Origin of the sequence: Pseudomonas sp. Tn43 (assembly GCF_014192635.1) — a bacterium.
GTDB lineage: Bacteria > Pseudomonadota > Gammaproteobacteria > Pseudomonadales > Pseudomonadaceae > Aquipseudomonas.
On record NZ_JACHYG010000004.1, the window covers coordinates 252048 to 270279 of the forward strand.

Annotated in this window: 17 protein-coding genes; all 17 read left to right on the plus strand. The window is 58.9% G+C overall.

Features of this window, described 5'->3' with window-relative positions; translation table 11 throughout:
- The first annotated feature begins 391 nt into the window (after nucleotides 1-391).
- The 17 genes from tssA (at nucleotide 392) to icmH (ending at nucleotide 18231) form a co-directional block, all read left to right on the plus strand.
- Entirely contained in the window at nucleotides 392-1948 is a 1557-nt protein-coding gene (gene tssA, locus FHW68_RS12825) for a type VI secretion system protein TssA (protein WP_183680663.1), read from the plus strand.
- 32 nt (nucleotides 1949-1980) lie between these two features.
- Nucleotides 1981-2484, plus strand: coding sequence for a type VI secretion system contractile sheath small subunit (tssB, locus tag FHW68_RS12830; protein WP_095633651.1), 504 nt, complete (start codon nucleotides 1981-1983; stop codon nucleotides 2482-2484).
- 28 nt (nucleotides 2485-2512) lie between these two features.
- Nucleotides 2513-3988 carry a type VI secretion system contractile sheath large subunit gene (tssC, locus tag FHW68_RS12835; RefSeq protein WP_019580436.1) on the plus strand — a complete coding sequence of 492 codons (1476 nt, stop codon included), beginning with the start codon at nucleotides 2513-2515 and terminating at the stop codon, nucleotides 3986-3988.
- Nucleotides 3989-4000: 12 nt separating this feature from the next.
- Nucleotides 4001-4408 carry a type VI secretion system baseplate subunit TssE gene (gene tssE / locus FHW68_RS12840; RefSeq protein ID WP_007894554.1) on the plus strand — a complete coding sequence of 136 codons (408 nt, stop codon included), beginning with the start codon at nucleotides 4001-4003 and terminating at the stop codon, nucleotides 4406-4408.
- A gap of 10 nt (nucleotides 4409-4418) precedes the next feature.
- On the plus strand, nucleotides 4419-4943 hold the full coding sequence (locus tag FHW68_RS12845) for a PAAR domain-containing protein (RefSeq protein ID WP_183680665.1): 525 nt from the start codon (nucleotides 4419-4421) through the stop codon (nucleotides 4941-4943).
- A gap of 67 nt (nucleotides 4944-5010) precedes the next feature.
- Nucleotides 5011-5940: a DUF6402 family protein gene (locus FHW68_RS12850; RefSeq protein WP_183680667.1), complete on the plus strand. Its 930-nt coding sequence runs from the start codon at nucleotides 5011-5013 to the stop codon at nucleotides 5938-5940.
- A gap of 33 nt (nucleotides 5941-5973) precedes the next feature.
- Nucleotides 5974-6366, plus strand: coding sequence for a hypothetical protein (locus FHW68_RS12855; protein WP_143517878.1), 393 nt, complete (start codon nucleotides 5974-5976; stop codon nucleotides 6364-6366).
- Nucleotides 6366-6803 (plus strand): hypothetical protein, encoded by a 438-nt coding sequence (locus FHW68_RS12860; RefSeq protein WP_095633647.1) that lies wholly within the window; start codon nucleotides 6366-6368, stop codon nucleotides 6801-6803. The genes FHW68_RS12855 and FHW68_RS12860 overlap by 1 nt, the downstream gene beginning before the upstream one ends.
- 124 nt (nucleotides 6804-6927) lie before the next feature.
- Nucleotides 6928-8715, plus strand: coding sequence for a type VI secretion system baseplate subunit TssF (gene tssF / locus FHW68_RS12865; RefSeq protein ID WP_095633646.1), 1788 nt, complete (start codon nucleotides 6928-6930; stop codon nucleotides 8713-8715).
- Nucleotides 8679-9686 carry a type VI secretion system baseplate subunit TssG gene (tssG, locus tag FHW68_RS12870; protein ID WP_095633645.1) on the plus strand — a complete coding sequence of 336 codons (1008 nt, stop codon included), beginning with the start codon at nucleotides 8679-8681 and terminating at the stop codon, nucleotides 9684-9686. The genes tssF and tssG overlap by 37 nt, the downstream gene beginning before the upstream one ends.
- Nucleotides 9687-9699: 13 nt before the next feature.
- Nucleotides 9700-12354, plus strand: a complete 2655-nt coding sequence (gene tssH, locus FHW68_RS12875) for a type VI secretion system ATPase TssH (RefSeq protein WP_183680669.1) — start codon at nucleotides 9700-9702, stop codon at nucleotides 12352-12354.
- A 10-nt stretch (nucleotides 12355-12364) separates the two neighbouring features.
- On the plus strand, nucleotides 12365-13885 hold the full coding sequence (locus tag FHW68_RS12880) for a sigma-54-dependent Fis family transcriptional regulator (RefSeq protein WP_095633643.1): 1521 nt from the start codon (nucleotides 12365-12367) through the stop codon (nucleotides 13883-13885).
- A gap of 270 nt (nucleotides 13886-14155) precedes the next feature.
- Nucleotides 14156-14296, plus strand: a complete 141-nt coding sequence (locus FHW68_RS12885) for a hypothetical protein (protein WP_007894589.1) — start codon at nucleotides 14156-14158, stop codon at nucleotides 14294-14296.
- Between the two features lie 17 nt (nucleotides 14297-14313).
- Complete coding sequence (gene tagH, locus FHW68_RS12890) at nucleotides 14314-15510, plus strand: type VI secretion system-associated FHA domain protein TagH (RefSeq protein ID WP_095633642.1); 1197 nt, start codon at nucleotides 14314-14316, stop codon at nucleotides 15508-15510.
- A 5-nt stretch (nucleotides 15511-15515) separates the two neighbouring features.
- Complete coding sequence (gene tssJ / locus FHW68_RS12895) at nucleotides 15516-16016, plus strand: type VI secretion system lipoprotein TssJ (protein ID WP_095633641.1); 501 nt, start codon at nucleotides 15516-15518, stop codon at nucleotides 16014-16016.
- A 2-nt stretch (nucleotides 16017-16018) separates the two neighbouring features.
- The gene (gene tssK, locus FHW68_RS12900) at nucleotides 16019-17350 is read left to right on the plus strand and encodes a type VI secretion system baseplate subunit TssK (RefSeq protein WP_095633640.1); all 1332 of its coding nucleotides are present in this window, start codon (nucleotides 16019-16021) and stop codon (nucleotides 17348-17350) included.
- Nucleotides 17351-17355: 5 nt separating this feature from the next.
- On the plus strand, nucleotides 17356-18231 hold the full coding sequence (gene icmH, locus FHW68_RS12905; protein WP_183680671.1) for a type IVB secretion system protein IcmH/DotU: 876 nt from the start codon (nucleotides 17356-17358) through the stop codon (nucleotides 18229-18231).
- Nucleotide 18232 lies beyond the last annotated feature (1 nt).

The following is an 18232-nucleotide window of genomic DNA, read 5'->3' on the forward strand; positions in this document are numbered from 1 at the left end:
TTCGGAATGCTCCTACATTCATCAATTTGTATTTTTGGCATGATTCACCTCCACCTCAGGGAGCAAGTCGACAATGAATACGGCATCTATTCAGGTGAGAGAATCGGAAAGCTCTATTTCAATGGTTTTCGGCCTGCGGATCACACAATGAACAATTAAACCAGTCTCAGGGATTCCCCTGCTGCATATAGGGATATCTCCTACGAGATTAAAAGACTTCGTCTTGTTGTTTAATCGGATGCTTGCTAGTGGCCATCATTGTGATTACGATGCGCGCACTTGAAAGAGCACGAACCTCAATTGGATGAGAATCATCGCAGCTCTTTGATACTGTCTGCCGCCATTGCAACTCCAATGGCCATATGACTGTAATCCTAATTAAAGGCCATGGATGTCCTACTCAAGCAAACTTTCTGCTCATTACCTTGAACTCGCAAAAGCCTCTGTGTCCAAAGAGAATTTCGCGGGCGAGGACGTTCGCTTTTCGAGCGAATACGAGGCGTTGGAAAGCGAGTTGGGTAAAGCCTCGTCCATGCACGAAAGCGGTCAGATCGACTGGCTGAAAATCCGCGAAAACAGTGAAAATCTGCTGCGCACTCAATCCAAGGATTTGCGTGTCGCAGCGTGGCTGACCTGGGCGTTGTACCAGCGCGAATCCTTCCAGGGGCTGCTGGCCGGCCTCGGTTTGTTGCACCATCTCTGTGAAAATCATTGGGCCGAGGTTCACCCGAACAAGGCTCGTACCCGCGCCGCAGCCATCAGTTGGTTGGTGCCGCGTCTTGAGCAGGTGCTGAACGAAAACGTCGCGATCAAAGAGCAGTTGCCGCTGTTCCGCCGGCTGGTCGAGCACCTGGAAGGCCTTGATGCTGCGTGCACCGAGCATCTGGGCGATGACGCGCCGTTGCTGCTGCCGATTTCCCGTCGCTTGAAAAACATGGTCCAGCGCGCCGCCGACAATCAGCCGGAGCCCGGTGTGGTGGGCGCCGCAGTGGCGCAGGTCAAGCAGGCCGCGACCCAGCTGTTCACTCCCGGCGCGCCGATCGATAACGAAAAAGAAGCCCACAAGGCCCTGCGCGCCCAGCAGGAAAACGCCCGTCCGTTGTGCGCCTGGTGGCTCAAGCAGAAAGCTACCGACCTGCGCGCCCTGCGCCTCAATCGCACGCTGCTGTGGCTGCCCATCGACGCGGTGCCCGAGCGTAACACCGAGCAGATCACCGTTCTGCGCGGGCTGCCGGCGGACAAACTCAAGGCCTATCAGGACCGCTACGACCAAGGGAAATACGCTGATCTGCTGGTAGAGCTGGAGGCGAGCCTGGCGAAGGCACCGTTCTGGTTCGATGGCCAGCGAATGGTCTGGGAATGCCTCCAGGCGTTGAACGCCGAGATGGCGATGCGCGAAGTGGAAATCCACTTCGCGCTTTTGGTTCAGCGTCTGCCCGGCCTCATCGAATTGCGTTTCCATGACGGCGCCCCCTTCGCCGATCCGGCCACCCGCGCCTGGATTGGCGCCCACGTCATGCCGCACCTGCAAAGCGCCAGTGCGCCACGCAAAGTCGAGGTCGCCGATACCCAGCCAGCCTGGGAGCTGGCGCTGGAAGAGGTCTTGCCGATTCTGCGCAAGGATGGCCTCAAGGCCGCCGTGCAGATCCTCAAGCAGGGCTTGCAAAGTGCCCACGGCGGGCGGGTTCGATTCTTCTGGCAGTTCGCCCTCGCGCGGCTGTGCTTCATGGCCAAGAAGTACGAACTGGCCAAGACCCAGCTCGAAACCCTCGACCAAACATTACAGGACTCAGGCCTGCACGCCTGGGAGCCCGATCTTGCGCTGGAAGTGCTGCATTTGCTGCATAGCTGCTGCGAGTTGTTACCGCAGAACCATGCAGTGCGTGAACGCAAGGAAGAGATTTATCGCAGGCTGTGCCACCTCGATCTCGAAGTGGTACTCGAATAGGCCCCAGGGCCACAACCGCAAGGAGAAAAGCCATGGCCAAAGAAGGCTCGGTAGCCCCCAAGGAACGCATCAACGTCACCTTCAAACCCGCCACCGGCGGTGCTCAGGAAGAGATTGAACTGCCGCTGAAACTACTGGCAATCGGTGACTACACCCACCGCAAGGACGAACGAAAAGTCGAAGATCGCAAGCCGATCAGCATCGACAAAATGACCTTCGACGAAGTGCTGGCCAAGCAAGAGCTGAACCTGACGCTGAGCGTGCCGAATCGTCTTCAGGAAGAAGGCGACACTGAAGAACTGGCCGTGAAACTGCGCGTCAACTCGATGAAGGACTTCAACCCGGCCTCGCTGGTCGAGCAAGTGCCCGAGCTGAAAAAACTGATGGAACTGCGCGACGCGCTGGTGGCCCTCAAAGGCCCGCTGGGTAACGCGCCTGCGTTCCGCAAAGCCATCGAAGGCGTGCTCGCCGACGACGAATCTCGCGGTCGTGTACTGGGTGAGCTGGGCCTGAACGCCGCAGCCCAGGACGCTTGAGTCTTTATCAGTCAAGGAAGCCAACACAATGAGCACTAGCGCAGCACAGCAAAAGAGCAACGAGAATGGCGAATACAGCATTCTCGACAGCATCATCGCCGAAACCCGCCTGACACCAGACGACGAAGCCTATGACATCGCCAAACGCGGTGTGTCGGCGTTCATCGAAGAGCTGCTCAAGCCGCAGAACAACGGTGAACCGGTCAAGAAGGCCATGGTCGACCGCATGATCGCCGAGATCGATGCCAAGCTCAGCCGTCAGATGGATGAAATCCTCCACCACCCGGACTTCCAGTCCCTGGAATCGTCGTGGCGTGGCCTGCAGTTGCTGGTCGACCGCACCAACTTCCGCGAAAACATCAAGATCGAAATCCTCAACGTCTCCAAGGACGACCTGCTGGACGACTTCGAAGATTCGCCGGAAGTGATGCAATCGGGCCTGTACAAGCACATCTACACCGCTGAATACGGTCAGTTCGGTGGTCAGCCGGTGGGCGCGATCATCGCCAACTACTACATGTCTCCAAGCTCGCCGGACGTGAAACTGATGCAGTACGTGTCCAGCGTAGCCTGCATGTCCCACGCGCCGTTCATTGCGGCCGCCGGCCCGAAATTCTTCGGCCTGGAAAGCTTCACCGGCCTGCCGGACTTGAAAGATCTGAAAGATCACTTCGAAGGCCCGCAATTTGCCAAATGGCAGAGCTTCCGCCAGTCGGAAGACTCCCGTTACGTGGGCCTGACCGTGCCGCGTTTCCTGCTGCGTAACCCGTACGACCCGGAAGAAAACCCGGTCAAGTCGTTCGTGTACAAAGAAACCGTCGCCAACAGCCACGAGCACTACCTGTGGGGCAACACGGCCTACGCGTTCGGCACCAAGCTGACCGACAGCTTCGCCAAATTCCGCTGGTGCCCGAACATCATCGGCCCGCAGAGCGGTGGCGCGGTTGAAGACCTGCCGTTGCACCACTTCGAAAGCATGGGCGAAATCGAAACCAAGATTCCGACCGAAGTATTGGTCAGCGACCGTCGTGAATACGAACTGGCCGAGGAAGGCTTCATCTCCCTGACCATGCGCAAAGGCTCTGACAACGCGGCGTTCTTCTCCGCAAGCTCGGTGCAGAAACCGAAGTTCTTTGGCATCAGCGCAGAAGGCAAGGCCGCAGAGCTGAACTACAAACTCGGCACCCAACTGCCGTACATGATGATCGTCAACCGCCTGGCTCATTACTTGAAAGTGCTGCAGCGCGAGCAACTCGGTTCGTGGAAAGAACGTACCGACCTGGAGCTGGAACTCAACAAGTGGATCCGCCAGTACGTGGCCGACCAGGAAAACCCGAGCGCCGAAGTCCGTGGCCGTCGTCCACTGCGCGCCGCCCAGATCATCGTCAGCGATGTCGAAGGCGAGCCGGGCTGGTACCGCGTCAGCCTGAACGTGCGCCCGCACTTCAAATACATGGGTGCCGATTTCACCCTGTCGCTGGTTGGCAAGCTGGACAAAGAGTAAGCGGAGCGACTCATGACTGGATACGGCAGCCTTTTCGAGCGCCTGGGTGGCGACGCAGACAAACGCGTCGGCTGGAGCCGCGAGGTCTCCGCCATGGCGTCCGTGGCTGCCCATCTGGCCAAGATGCTCAGCACCCGTGCGGGCAGCGTGCAAACGCTGTCCGATTACGGGCTACCCGATCTCAATGACATGCGCCTGAGCCTGCACGACTCCCTGAGTCAGGCCCGTTTGGCCATCGAAAATTTCATCGAAGCCTACGAGCCACGCCTGAGCAATGTGCGTGTCATCTCCCTGCCGCGTGACAACGATCAGCTTCGCCTGTCCTTCAGCATCGAAGGCCTGCTGGAAGTTGATGGTTTCAAGCGCCAGGTCAGTTTCGCCGCGCGCCTGGATGGCAGCGGTCAAGTGAAGGTCAACTAAGGAGACTCCGATGTCCGGCAAACCCGCAGCACGCGTATCCGACCCCACCGCTTGCCCGCTCCCCGGCCACGGCACCAACCCGATCGCCGCCGGTTCCGGCGACGTGTTCTTCGACGGCCTCGCGGCCGCCCGCCAAGGCGATGCCTCGGCGTGTGGTGGTGCGATGGTTGGCGATCTTGCGACAACTGTTTTGATTAACGGTAAACCGGCGGCGACCGTGGGCTCAGCCGGTACTCATGGCAACAAGGTTACGGCCGGGTCCGGGACGGTAATTATCGGGAACTCGCATTCGCCGGCGCCGTTTGTGCCGCCGTTGCCGGTGGAACTCAGTTGGCCATTTAACGAACATTTCGTAATCGACTGTCAGGACACTGGAAAGCCGCTGTCCGGAATCGAGTACACGCTGAAGACGGCCTCCGGAAAAATTGTGACCGGTGTTACTGGTGCCGATGGCAAGACAAAGATGATCCACTCGGACATTGCCGAGCCCGTTGAGCTGATTATTGAACAGCAAACAAAAGTGGCGATCGCCTGAGAATGCACAATAGCTCCTCACCCTGTAAGTGGCAGGGTAGGCGAGCAAAAATGACAGGGATGTTGACATGGCAAATACAACAGTGACTGCAACACTTTCGCCGGCGAGCAATAAGACCGGGCAGACGGCAACTGTGCGTAAATTTGGAGTTTCGGACATCCCTGGGGCGATGGATAAGATGAACTGGCCAGTAGCTGCCGGATTGATGCGCTATTGGTTTAAAGGCAATCCATGGGCAACTGAAGATGGTGGGATGGATGAACTTACCAAAGATCATAAAAAAGAACCGCTGGATCCGTATGTAGAAAGCTCAATTGTTAAAATGGCTTGGGTCTTAAAATTTAAGCGCGCCAATGAAGTATTCAGTGAGTTAAAGGCAAAATGGAACAGTCCAAATGCATTGGTTAGAATGCGCGAGAATTTCCAGGGTAAGTTTGAAGGCAAGGTCGACGGTGCCTACCAAATAAAATTTACAAGCGCTAGAGAAGCCGAGAAGTTTGGATATACCAATACAATTGCTGTTCAGACGCCAAACGCCAATATTTTTCTGCTGGATGAACTTAGAGGCGCCCTTGCGAACTTCAATATGAGAGTGATTGCTGAGGGCGAAGTTATTCTCGCTTCAAGAAAAATCAGTTTTTTGGTGAATCGTTTAGGGTTCTATATCGATGATAGTTACGATTTTAGCGATGTAGGTAACCGATTCAGTCAGCCTTTAGGGTATTGGAACTATGATGGTGTAGCAGATCCAGTAACAGGAAATGGCTCAAATTTTTTTTCGGCAATAGGGAAGGCAGAAATGGCCAAAACTGCCGCATTGCGTGGCGAAGACGTGCAGGCCATATTCAAGGATATCGACGGCAAACGTTATCACCTGATACAAAATAGTGATTTTTCCGACTACCGAACAAAGCACGGCAAAGGTGGAGATTTTATTGTGTACTCCGACGTACTGTATGAAGGTGTAACGCCTACTCTGATCAAGGTAGTCGAGTAAATGCGTTCGGTAATTACATGTCTGATGTTACTAATGTCCCTGATGGTCGGGGTGTTATCTTTTTATTCGTTTGTCGATAATCTGTCTCAGCGGCGTCCAGATATTATCGAATTGAGTTATTCAAGGCAGTACATCGTGGAGCGTGTACCCTTTCCTTCCTTGTTTTCCGGAGAAGCCCTTTCCTATCTGCGAATTACGGATCAAGACGCGCCTAAGTATACCTATCGAAGCCCGCTATACCCAACGAGGCTTCTGGAAATGCAGGTAAATGAAGCTACGGGGAAGTTAAGTATTCCTAATGTCGAATTTCTGACCTCCGAGAAAAAATTCATTTTTCATGCTCAGCGATGGGAAGACTACAGGATGAATTATTTTGTGAGTAATACACCGTACGTTGTAGAGCCATCGAGTGAGAGTGAAAAATAATGGCCGAGTTAAGTGATTTGTTTTTTAATAAGTACAGGAAATACACCTGCCGAATGGCAGTGTTGCTCGTGACGCTATCTGTGTTGTTGTTTTTTGTTGTCACTACGATGCGAAACTATCCAGCCAGTTCGACAGTAGTCAGTCCTTCCGGTCGGTATATTTTGGAAAACGTAAGGGTTGGGAAGATTTTCACGCTTGGTGGAATGGCTTACTTGAGAGTAATCGATAGGCAACATCCACAAGAGGTTTACCGTACACCTTTGTATGACACTCAATCGCTGGATATGAGGGTGACTGAAGATGACTCCACTGTCGGCATTGCGTGGATATATTTTAATCGAGCCCAAAAAACTTTCGATATCGCCATGCCCCAGTGGGAGTCGCATTGGCTAAATATGTTTATCAGTAATACCCCTTATGTACATCTTGAAAATTGAGCCCCCGCATAAGCCGTTACGCCAGGCCAAGCCAACCTGCAGGCGCCATCCAATGATCCAGTCGGGCATTGAGCGTAATACACAGGGCAGTTTTTCATGAGTTCTACTACCAGGCAGCTAACCCATGTCCTTTAACCACTACTACCAAAGCGAACTCACCGCACTTCGCCAGTTAGGTCGTCGATTCGCCGAGCGTAGCCCGGCGTTGGCGCCTTTTCTCGGTCAGGCCGGGCGGGATCCGGATGTGGAGCGGTTGCTGGAGGGCTTTGCATTCCTCACCGGTCGCCTGCGCCAGAAGCTCGACGACGAGTTGCCGGAGCTGAGCCACTCGCTGATGCACCTGCTGTGGCCCAACTACATGCGGCCGCTGCCGGCGTTCAGCATCTTGCAGTTCGACCCGTTGAAGCGTTCCGGGCCGGCGTTGATGGTCGAGCGTGATACGCCGGTGGAGAGCGTGCCGGTCGATGATGTGCGTTGCCGTTTCCGTACGTGCTACCCGACCGAGGTGTTGCCGCTGGATCTGGCCGCGCTGAATTACTCGGTGAAGGGCGACGGTTCGCTGTTGAGCCTGCGCCTGGAGATGAGCGCCGATGGCCATCTCGGCGAACTGGAGCTGAGTCGTCTGCGCCTGCACTTCGCCGGTGAGCGCTATATCAGCCAGATGCTTTACCTGAGCCTGTTGCGCAACCTTGAAGGCATCGAGCTGATTCCGCTGGACGGCGCCGGCAAGCCTGTCAACGGTGTGAGCGGCCAGCCGATGGCGTTCAAGATGCCGGGCGACCGCGTGCAGCCGGTGGGTTTTGCCGAAGAAGAAGCATTGATCCCCTATCCGCTGAACACCTTCCGCGGCTACCGCTACCTGCAGGAATATTTCGCCTTCCAGGACAAGTTCCTGTTCGTCGATATCAACGGTCTGGACCTGCTCAAGGCATTGCCGGAGGACACGCTCAAGCAAATGCGCGGCCTCGAATTGCGTTTCGACATTCGCAAGAGCGGCATCATGCGCATGCGTCCGACGCTGGACAACGTGAAGCTCTACTGCACGCCGATCGTTAACCTGTTCAAACACGATGCGCTGCCGATTCGCCTCGACGGCAAGCAGGACGAATACCTGCTGCTGCCGGCTGAATACGATCTGGAAAACTGCGGTGTGTTCTCGGTGGAAACCGTGACTGGCTGGAAGCCCGGAGGCCTCGGTTATCAAGCGTACGTGCCGTTCGAATCCTTCGAGCACGACCCGAGTTTCGATGTGCCCACCAGCCGTCCGCATTACAGCATTCGCCAGCGTTCGTCCTTGTTGCACGGCGGCCTCGACACCTACCTGAGCTTCGGCATCCGTCACACCGAAGCCCACGAAACCCTGTCGATCGAGCTGATGTGCACCAACCAGAACCTGCCGCGCAAGCTCAAGCTCGGTGACATCTGCAAGGCCTGCGAAGAGACCCCGGAGTTTTTGAGCTTTCGCAACATCACGCCGGCCACTTCGAGCTTCGCGCCACCGCTGAACCGCGACTTCCTCTGGAAGCTGATCAGCAACATGTCGCTCAACTATCTGTCGCTGGCCGACGTCAATGCGCTGAAGGTGATTCTCGAAACCTACGACCTGCCGCGCTACTACGACCAACACGCGGAAAAAGTCAGCAAACGCCTGCTCGGCGGGCTCAAGTCGATCAAGCACCAGCACGTCGACAGATTGCACCGAGGATTGCCGGTTCGCGGATTGCGCACCGAGCTGACCATCGACCCGGAAGGGTATATCGGCGAGGGCGACCTGTTCGTGTTTGCTTCGGTTCTTAACGAGTTTTTCGCGCTTTACGCCAGCCTCAATTCGTATCACGAGTTGCGGGTAAAAAGCACACAGGGAGAGGTGTACCAATGGACACCACGTATGGGTCTGCAACCCCTGCTTTAAGCGGGTTGACCCGGGTTATACGCGAGTACTCGCTGTTTCAGGCCGTGCTGCTGGTGATTGACCGGCTGCGCGAGGCGCACCCCTGCCTGAGCGAAGACGACCTGTACGACCAGCTGGAATTCCAGGCCAACCCGAGCCTGGGTTTCCCTGGCAGCGACGTCGATCGCGTGGAGTTTTTCGAAGAGCACGGGCAGATGCGCGCGCGCCTGCGTTTCAACCTGATCGGCCTGGTCGGTTCCGGTTCGCCGTTGCCGGCGTTCTACGGCGAACAGGCCCTGGGCGACAGCGAAGACGGCAACCCGACCCGCAATTTCCTCGACCTGTTCCACCATCGCCTGCAACGGCTGATGCTGCCGATCTGGCGCAAGTACCGCTACCGCGCCAGCTTCCAGAGCGGCGCGCTCGATCCGTTTTCGGCGCAGCTGTTTGCGTTGATCGGCCTCGGTGGCGAAGAGATCCGCAAGGCCCAGGAACTGAACTGGAAACGCCTCTTGCCGTACCTCGGCCTGCTCAGCTTGCGGGCGCACTCGGCGGCGCTGATCGAAGCGGTGCTGCGCTATTACTTCAAGCACGCCGAACTGACCATCGAGCAGTGCATCGAGCGCCGCGTCGAGATCCTCGACGAGCAGCGCAATCGCCTGGGCCGCGCCAATAGCATGCTCGGCGAAGACCTGGTGCTGGGCGAGCACGTGCGCGATCGCAGCGGCAAATTCCGCATTCACATCCGCGAGCTCGACTGGCAACGCTTTCACGAATTCCTGCCGATCGGTTTCGGCTACCAGCCGCTGTGTGCGCTGGTGCGGTTCACCCTGCGTGACCCGCTCGATTACGACATTCGCCTGGTGCTGCGCCAGGAAGAAATCCGCGAACTGCGCATCGGTGAGCAGAACGCCTGTCGCCTGGGGTGGACCAGTTGGCTGGGCCGCGAAAAAGCGGATGGCGTGGTGACCCTGGGCAGCAAAATTCATTAAGGACAGATGACACATGATCAACGTAGACCTGCAACAACTGATCCAGGCGCTGGACGCCGAAACCCGTCGTGACCTGGAAAGTTCTGCCGAACGCTGCGTCGCCCGTGGCGGCAGCAAGATCCTCGTCGAAGACTTGCTGCTGGGCTTGCTGGAACGCCCGCAAGGCCTGCTCGCCCGCGCGTTGCAGGATGCCGAAGTGGACGCCGGCGAGCTTAGCGCCGCGCTGCAATCACGGGTCGAGCACAGCGCCTCGCGCAACCCGGTGTTCGCCCCGGAACTGGTGCAGTGGCTGCAAGACGCCTTGCTGGTGGCCAACCTCGAACTGGGCCAGAGCCAGGTCGAGCAAGCCGCGTTGATCCTCGCGTTGTTGCGCAACCCGATGCGCTATGCGGGCAGCCGTTACCAGTCGTTGCTGGCCAAGCTGAACATCGAGCGCCTGAAAGAATTCGCCCTGTCGCAGAAAGAGCAACCGGCTACCGGTAAGCCCGCTGTGCCCGGCGAATCGCTGCTGCAGCGCTTCACCCACAACCTGACCCAACAAGCCCGCGACGGCAAACTCGACCCGGTGTTGTGCCGCGATGGCGCGATTCGACAGATGGTCGACATCCTCGCCCGTCGGCGCAAGAACAACCCGATCGTGGTCGGTGAAGCCGGCGTTGGCAAAACCGCGATCGTCGAAGGCCTGGCCTCGCGCATTGCGGCCGGTGAAGTGCCGCAAGTCTTGAAAGGCGTCGAGTTGCTGTCGCTGGACATGGGTCTGTTGCAGGCCGGTGCCAGCGTCAAAGGTGAATTCGAACGTCGTCTCAAAGGCGTGATCGACGAAGTCAAAGCTTCGCCGAAACCGATCATCCTGTTCATCGACGAAGCCCACACCCTGATCGGCGCGGGCGGCAATGCCGGCGGCTCCGACGCGGCCAACCTGCTGAAACCGGCCCTGGCCCGTGGCGAGTTGCGCACCATCGCCGCCACCACCTGGGCGGAGTACAAAAAATACTTCGAGAAAGACCCGGCCCTGGCCCGTCGCTTCCAGCCGGTGCAACTGCACGAACCGACCGTCAGCGAAGCGGTGACCATCCTGCGTGGCCTGGCCCAGGTTTATGAGAAGAGCCACGGCATCTACCTGCGCGATGACGCGGTGGTTGCAGCGGCCGAGTTGTCGGCCCGTTACCTGGCGGGTCGTCAGTTGCCAGACAAAGCTGTCGACGTGCTCGACACTGCGTGCGCCCGCGTGCGTATCAGCCTCGCCGCGGCTCCGGAAAGCCTGGAACGCCTGCGTGGCGAACTGGCCGAAGGTGGCCGTCAGCGTCAGGCCCTGCGCCGTGACGCTGAAGCTGGTTTGCTGATCGATCACGAAGCGCTGGACGCTCTGGAAGATCGCCTGGCCGATGCTGAAGAGGAAAAGGTCGCTCTGGAAACGCTGTGGACCGAGCAGAAAGAGCTGGCCGAGCGCCTGCTGGAGCTGCGTCAGCAACTGGCCAAGGCCCGCGAGGCCGCCGCTGTCGAACCGACCATCACGGTTGAAGACGACGCTGAAGGCACCGTGATTGAAACCGTTGAAGCGACCGTGGACGAAGCGCAAAGCGTCGATTCGCTGGAAGCCGCACTCAATGAAACCCACCGCGCCCTGACCGACGCCCAGGTCAAAGAGCGTCTGGTGAGTTTCGAAGTCTGCCCGCGCCTGGTGGCCGAAGTGATCAGTGCCTGGACCGGCGTGCCGTTGGCGCAACTGGCCCGTGAACACAACGCCAAAGTTGCGAGTTTCGCCACCGACCTGCGCACGCGTATTCGTGGTCAGGAGCAAGCGGTTCATGCCCTCGACCGTTCGATGCGCGCCACCGCCGCAGGCCTGAACAAGCCTGATGCACCGGTTGGCGTGTTCCTGCTGGTCGGCCCGAGCGGCGTTGGTAAAACCGAAACCGCACTGGCCCTCGCTGATTTGCTGTACGGCGGCGACCGCTTCATCACCACCATCAACATGTCCGAGTTCCAGGAGAAGCACACCGTCTCGCGCCTGATCGGTGCGCCGCCAGGCTACGTCGGTTACGGCGAGGGCGGCATGCTCACCGAAGCCGTGCGGCAGAAACCGTATTCGGTGGTGTTGCTCGATGAAGTCGAGAAAGCCGACCCGGACGTGCTCAACCTGTTTTACCAAATCTTCGACAAAGGCGTGGCCAACGATGGGGAAGGGCGCGAGATCGACTTCCGCAACACGCTGATCCTGATGACCTCGAACCTGGGCAGCGACCGCATCAGCCAACTCTGCGAAAACGGTGCGCGGCCCACCGCCGAAGTCCTGGAAGAAACCATTCGCCCGGTGCTCAGCAAGCACTTCAAACCGGCGCTGCTGGCACGGATGCGCGTGGTGCCTTACTACCCGGTCGGTGGCCCGGTGCTGCGCGAGCTGATCGAAATCAAACTGGGTCGTTTGGGCGAGCGCCTGAACCGTCGTCAGCTCGACTTCACTTACTCCCAGGACCTCGTCGATCACCTGGCCGAGCGCTGCACCCAAAGCGATAGCGGCGCACGCCTGATCGACCACTTGCTGGATCTGCACGTGCTGCCGCTGGTGGCCGACCGTTTGCTCGATGCGATGGCCACCGGCGAAAGCCTCAAGCGTGTTCACGCAACGCTCGACGGTAACGCCAGCGTGATGTGCGAGTTCGCCTGAGGTGGGTGTGATGTTCACTCAAGTGCCGCAACCGCTGATCTATGCCGAAGCCTTGCTGGCGCAGTTCGCCAGCCTGTCGCGGGCGGCGGACGGTGCTGCGCTGCTGGGTGACTTCGTGCGCGGTTTGGCCGAGCTCAGCGGTTGCGAGCTGACGCAGCTGTACCTGCTGGATGCGACCCATACCTGCCTGGGGATGAACGCCGAGTGCCTGAACGGCATCTTGCAACCTCGGGAAGCGGCGAGCCTGCCGGCGGATTACAACGGTGAACAACTGCTGCAATTCGCTCTGTGCCAGAACCGCGTGGTGTGCCTCAGCGAGCTGAGCGGCAGCCTGCACGAAACCAGTTTCCTGCCGCTGCAAGCCACGCCCTGGCAGTCGCTGTTGTGCGTGCCGTTGGTCAATCAGCAAAAAGCTGTCGAAGGCTTGCTGCTGTGTGCCAGTCATCGGCATATCAACCTGCAAGGCTTTGCCGATTCCCTTGGTCAATTGGGCTCGTTCGTCCTCGGCCAGTTGCACTTGCTGCAACGTTTGCGGCAACCGAGCGGCAATGCAGTACCTGCACCGGTCAATGTTCCAAGCGCCAGCGGTTATGGCCTGATCGGCAAAAGCGCAGCGATGCGTCAGACCTATTCGCTGATCAGCAAAGTTTTGCACAGCCCGTACACCGTGCTGCTGCGTGGCGAGACCGGCACCGGCAAGGAAGTGGTGGCGCGGGCGATTCACGATTGCGGCCCGCGACGTTCTCAGGCGTTCATCGTGCAGAACTGCGCGGCGTTCCCCGAGAACCTGCTGGAAAGCGAGCTGTTCGGCTACCGCAAAGGCGCTTTCACCGGTGCCGACCGCGACCGTGCCGGGCTGTTCGATGCGGCCAATGGCGGCACTTTGTTGCTCGATGAAATCGGCGATATGCCGTTGTCCCTGCAAGCCAAGCTGTTGCGCGTGTTGCAGGAAGGCGAGATCCGCCCATTGGGTTCCAACGACACCCACAAGATCGACGTGCGCATCATCGCCGCCACACACCGGGATTTGGCGGTGCTGGTCAGTGAAGGCAAATTCCGCGAGGACTTGTACTACCGCCTGGCGCAATTTCCGATCGAGTTGCCGGCCTTGCGTCAGCGCGAAGGCGACATCCTCGACCTGGCCCGACATTTCGCCGACAAGGCCTGCGCGTTTCTGCAACGCGATGCGGTGCGATGGTCCGACGCGGCGCTGGATCATTTGTCCGGTTATGCCTTCCCCGGCAACGTTCGCGAACTCAAGGGTTTGGTCGAACGCGCGGTCTTGCTGTGCGAAGGCGGTGAGTTGCTGGCCGAGCATTTTTCCCTGCGCATGGAAGCCATGCCGGAGGACAGCAGCGGCCTGAATCTGCGCGAACGCCTGGAACAGGTCGAACGCAGTCTACTCCTTGATTGCCTGCGCAAGAACGACGGCAACCAGACCCTCGCCGCCCGTGAACTCGGACTGCCCCGGCGCACACTGCTGTACCGCCTCGGGCGCCTGAATATCAATTTGGGTGACTTCGATGGCTGACCATAACTTTTGCCACCCAAACACTGTGGTTGGAATGCCTGTTGTGGCCAGCGCAATTCCTGTGGCGAGGGGGCTTGCCCCCGTTCGGCTGCGCAGCAGTCGTAGTCCGTTAAGTGCGGTTTGCCTGAATAAACAGGATGGCTGGTTTTGGGGCCGCTTCGCGACCCAACGGGGGCAAGCCCCCTCGCCACAGATCACCTCATTCGCTTCTAACAGCGCTGCCCGAACGGGTCGGCGCTTTGTGCTTTGTCTACCCCTGGAGACCCTCTGATGCCTGTTCGTCACTGGCAAGCCGTCCTGCTGACCCTCGTCGTTCTATGCGGCCTCGGCGGCTGTAGCGGCAATTACAAATACAACGACAACACCTATCGCCCATTGGGTGATCCGCAGGCGGTCAATCGCGGCAAGTGACCGCAAGGAGTATCACCATGGAACTGGTTTTCGAAATGCTGAACACCAAGCAGTTCGTGCCCACGGATTTGTGCCAGAAGACCTTCAAACAGGCCGGTGGCGTGATTGGCCGAGGCGAGGATTGCGACTGGATCATCCCCGACCGCAAGCGTCACCTGTCCAACCATCACGCGTTGATCAGCTACCGCGAAGGCACGTTTTTCCTGACCGACACTAGCAGCAACGGTATCCAGGACAGCGAAAGCGGCGCGCGCCTGCGCAAAGGCGAGCCGATGCGCATTGAGCACGGCAGTGTGTACGTGCTGGGTGACTTCGAGATCCGTGCGCGACTGGTGCGCGACCCGGCGACCTTCGACGTTGAAGCCGGCCGTCCGCAAGCGGCGGGCAGCATCATTCCGGACGATGCGTTTCTCGATCTCGACCCGCTCAATGCACTCGACCAGCAGGAACGCGTGTACTCGGAAATCGATGAGTTGATCGCCCCGAGCACAACCATCGAAGACACCCGTCAACGCGCCGACTACGCGCGCATCGACATGGAAAGCCTGATGGTCCCGGAGCTGATCGCGGCCCCGGCAGAACCTGCGCCAGCGTCCCCGCCCAAAGCGGTCGAGCGTCAGAGCGAAGGTTTTTGGGAGCACTTCGGTGCGGCGTTGGGCGTGGACCTCAAAGGCCTCGATCACGATGCCCGCGAAGCCCTGGCACTGAATGCCGCACGCCTGCTCAAGCAAAGCATTGGCGGTTTGCAGCAGAGCCTGCGCACCCGCAGCGAACTGAAAAACGAACTGCGCCTGGCTCAAACCACCGTGCAAGGCACTAACAAGAACCCATTGAAATTTGCCGTCGATGCCGGCGAAGCGCTGGGCATTCTGTTGCAGGGCAACAAGCCGGGTCAGTTGCCGGCCGAACAAGCGATCTCCCGTGCGTTCCGTGATTTGCAGGCGCATCAGGTCGCGTTGCTGACCGCCAGTCGCGCCGCCGTTCGCGGCACCCTGGAGCACTTCTCGCCGCAACAGCTGACCCTGCGCTTCGAGCGCGACAACAAGCCGTTGCTCGCCACCTCAGGCAGTCGCTGGAGAGCGTACGGGCGCTATCACCAGGCCTTGCGTCAGGATGATGACTGGAGCGAGCGTTTGCTGGCCCGTGATTTCGCCCAGGCCTACGAAGAGCAGATACGGCTGATTTCCACCCTACACACCGACCACCAAGGATGATGCGCATGTCTCGCTGTTCGACCGCTTTTTTCAAGACGCTGACTGCGCTGGCTGCCCTCGTGCTGGTGGCCGGTTGCTCGTCGCTGTCGCCGTATTCCACCGTGACCAAACTCAACCTGAAGCTGACGGCCAGCGATCAGTTGAACCCGGACCTCAACGGTCGTCCGTCGCCGATTGTCGTGCGCCTGTTGGAGCTCAAGCACCCGGTAACGTTCGAGAACGCTGATTTCTTCAGCCTCTACGAACGTGCCAAGGAATCCCTGGCACCGGACCTGGTGGCCAGCGAAGAACTCGAATTGCGCCCCGGTGAAACCATCGAGCTCAAGCTCAGCGTGGAGGAGGGCAGCCGTTATGTCGGCGTGCTCGCGGCCTATCGCGACCTGCCGGAAACCAAATGGCGCTACACCCTGCAAACCACTGCGCTGGAAGTCACCGTGGCTGACCTGACCCTCGATCAGGCCGGCATCCGCAATACCCATGAAACGCTCGCCAAGGCGGATGACTGAACATGAATGCCCATAAAGTCATTTGGCAGGAAGGCATGCTGCTGCGACCGCAGCACTTCCAGCACAACGATCGTTACTACGACCACCAGATGAAGACCCGCACCCAGTTGCTGGGCAGTTACACCTGGGGCTTCCTCAACCTGGAAATCGACTTGCAGTTCCTCAACATGGGCAAACTGGTGATCAGCCAGGCCTCGGGGATTCTGCCGGACGGCAGCCTGTTCGAGCTGGGTGGCAACACCGAACCGTTGGCCCTGGATGTGCCGCCGAACACCGGCAACACACCGATTTATCTGGCGCTGCCACTGGTGACCGGTAACCACATCGAGTCTCGCCGCCCGGAGCAATCCGATGTGCTGGCGCGCTATACCGCGTACGAAGCGGAAGTTGCCGACTCCAATGCCGGTGACGACTCTGCGAGCCAGGTCAGTTGCGCCCGTCCGGATTTCCGTTTGTTGCTGGGTGAGCAGCAAAGCGACCAGGCCTACGTGAAGCTGAAAATCTGCGAAGTGCTCGATACCACGCCCGACGGCGTGATCAGCCTCGATCCGGATTTCGTGCCGACCTACCTTCAGGCGCATTCGTCCAGCTACCTGCTGTCGTGCCTCAAGGAAGTGATCAGCATGCTCGGCCACCGGGGCGATACCATCGCCGACCGGATTCGCTCCAACGGCAAGGTCGGTGGCGCGGAAGTCGGTGACTTCATGATGCTGCAACTGATCAACCGCACCGAACTGTTGCTGCGCCATTACCTCGGCCTGGAACAGGTGCACCCGGAAGAGTTGTACCGCACGCTGCTGACTATGCTTGGCGATCTGGCGACATTTTCCAGCGAGAGCAAACGCCCGCGTCTGGACAGCCGTTATCAGCACAGTGATCAGGGCGCGAGTTTCCGCAAACTGATGGAAGCGATTCGTCAGGTGCTGTCGATGGTGCTCGAACAGCACGCTATCGAACTGGTGCTGCAGGCGCGTCAGTACGGAATCATCGTGTCGCCCTTGCACGACCACAAACTGCTGGGCTCGGCCTCGTTCGTGCTCGCGGCCAGTGCCAACTGCGACTCCGAAGAACTGCGCCATCGCTTGCCGGCGCACCTCAAGGTCGGGCCGGTGGAGCGTATTCGCCAACTGGTCAACCTGCATCTGCCGGGCATCAAGGTCAAACCGTTGCCGGTGGCCCCACGGCAGATCGCGTTCCACTCCAACAAAACCTATTTCATCCTCGAACTCAGTTCCGAAGACCTGGCGCAACTGGAGCGCTCCGGCGGCTTCGCGTTCCACGTGTCCGGCGAATTTGCCGAGCTTGAACTGAAATTCTGGGCCATCAGGAACTGACCGACATGATCAAGGACATGGAACACAACCAGGACGACAAAACCGTCCTGCTCGACCGTCAGGGCCATGGCCCGGCGTCGAGTCCGTTGACTGACTTCGCTGCACCACCGCGTTTCGAACAGCTGGAAGAACGGATGATCTATGCCGCGCGTTTGCGCCCGGCCGAAGCGTTCAACATCAGCCTCAATTCGCTGGTGGCCGCGGCGTCCGACTTGCTGTCGGAAGTGGTGCGACTCAAGCACAGCGACACCCGCGAAGACCTGTATGCGCTCAACGAGCGACTGACCGCCGGGCTGAAGCTGTTTGAAGTGCGGGCGCTGCACAACGGCGCTGAAAGCAGCCAGGTGATGGCCGCACGTTACGTGCTTTGCACCGTGGTCGATGAAGCCGTCGTCACCACGCCGTGGGGCAACGAAAGCGAATGGTCGCAGATGAGCCTGCTCAGCAGCTTCCACAACGAAACCTTCGGTGGCGAGAAGTTCTTCCAGCTACTGGATCGCCTGTCGAAAAACCCGGTCAAGCACCTGCCGATGCTGGAACTGATGTACCTGTGCCTGTCCCTCGGTTTTGAAGGCAAGTACCGGGTGCAAGCCCGCGGCATGCTTGAGCTCGAAGGCATCCGCGACGCCTTGTATCGGCAGATCCGTCAGCTGCGCGGCGACGTGCCGCGTGAGCTGTCGCCGCATTGGGAAGGCTTGAACGATCAGCGCCGCAGCCTGGTGCGCATCGTGCCGGCGTGGATGGTGGTGCTGTTCACTGTGGTTTGCCTGGTGGTGATGTATTCGGGCTTCGCCTGGGTGTTGGGCGAGCAACGCGAAACCGTTCTGCAACCTTATCAGCAGCTAGATCCGGCCGCGGTTCAGCCGCAGTCGCAGCCGTAAA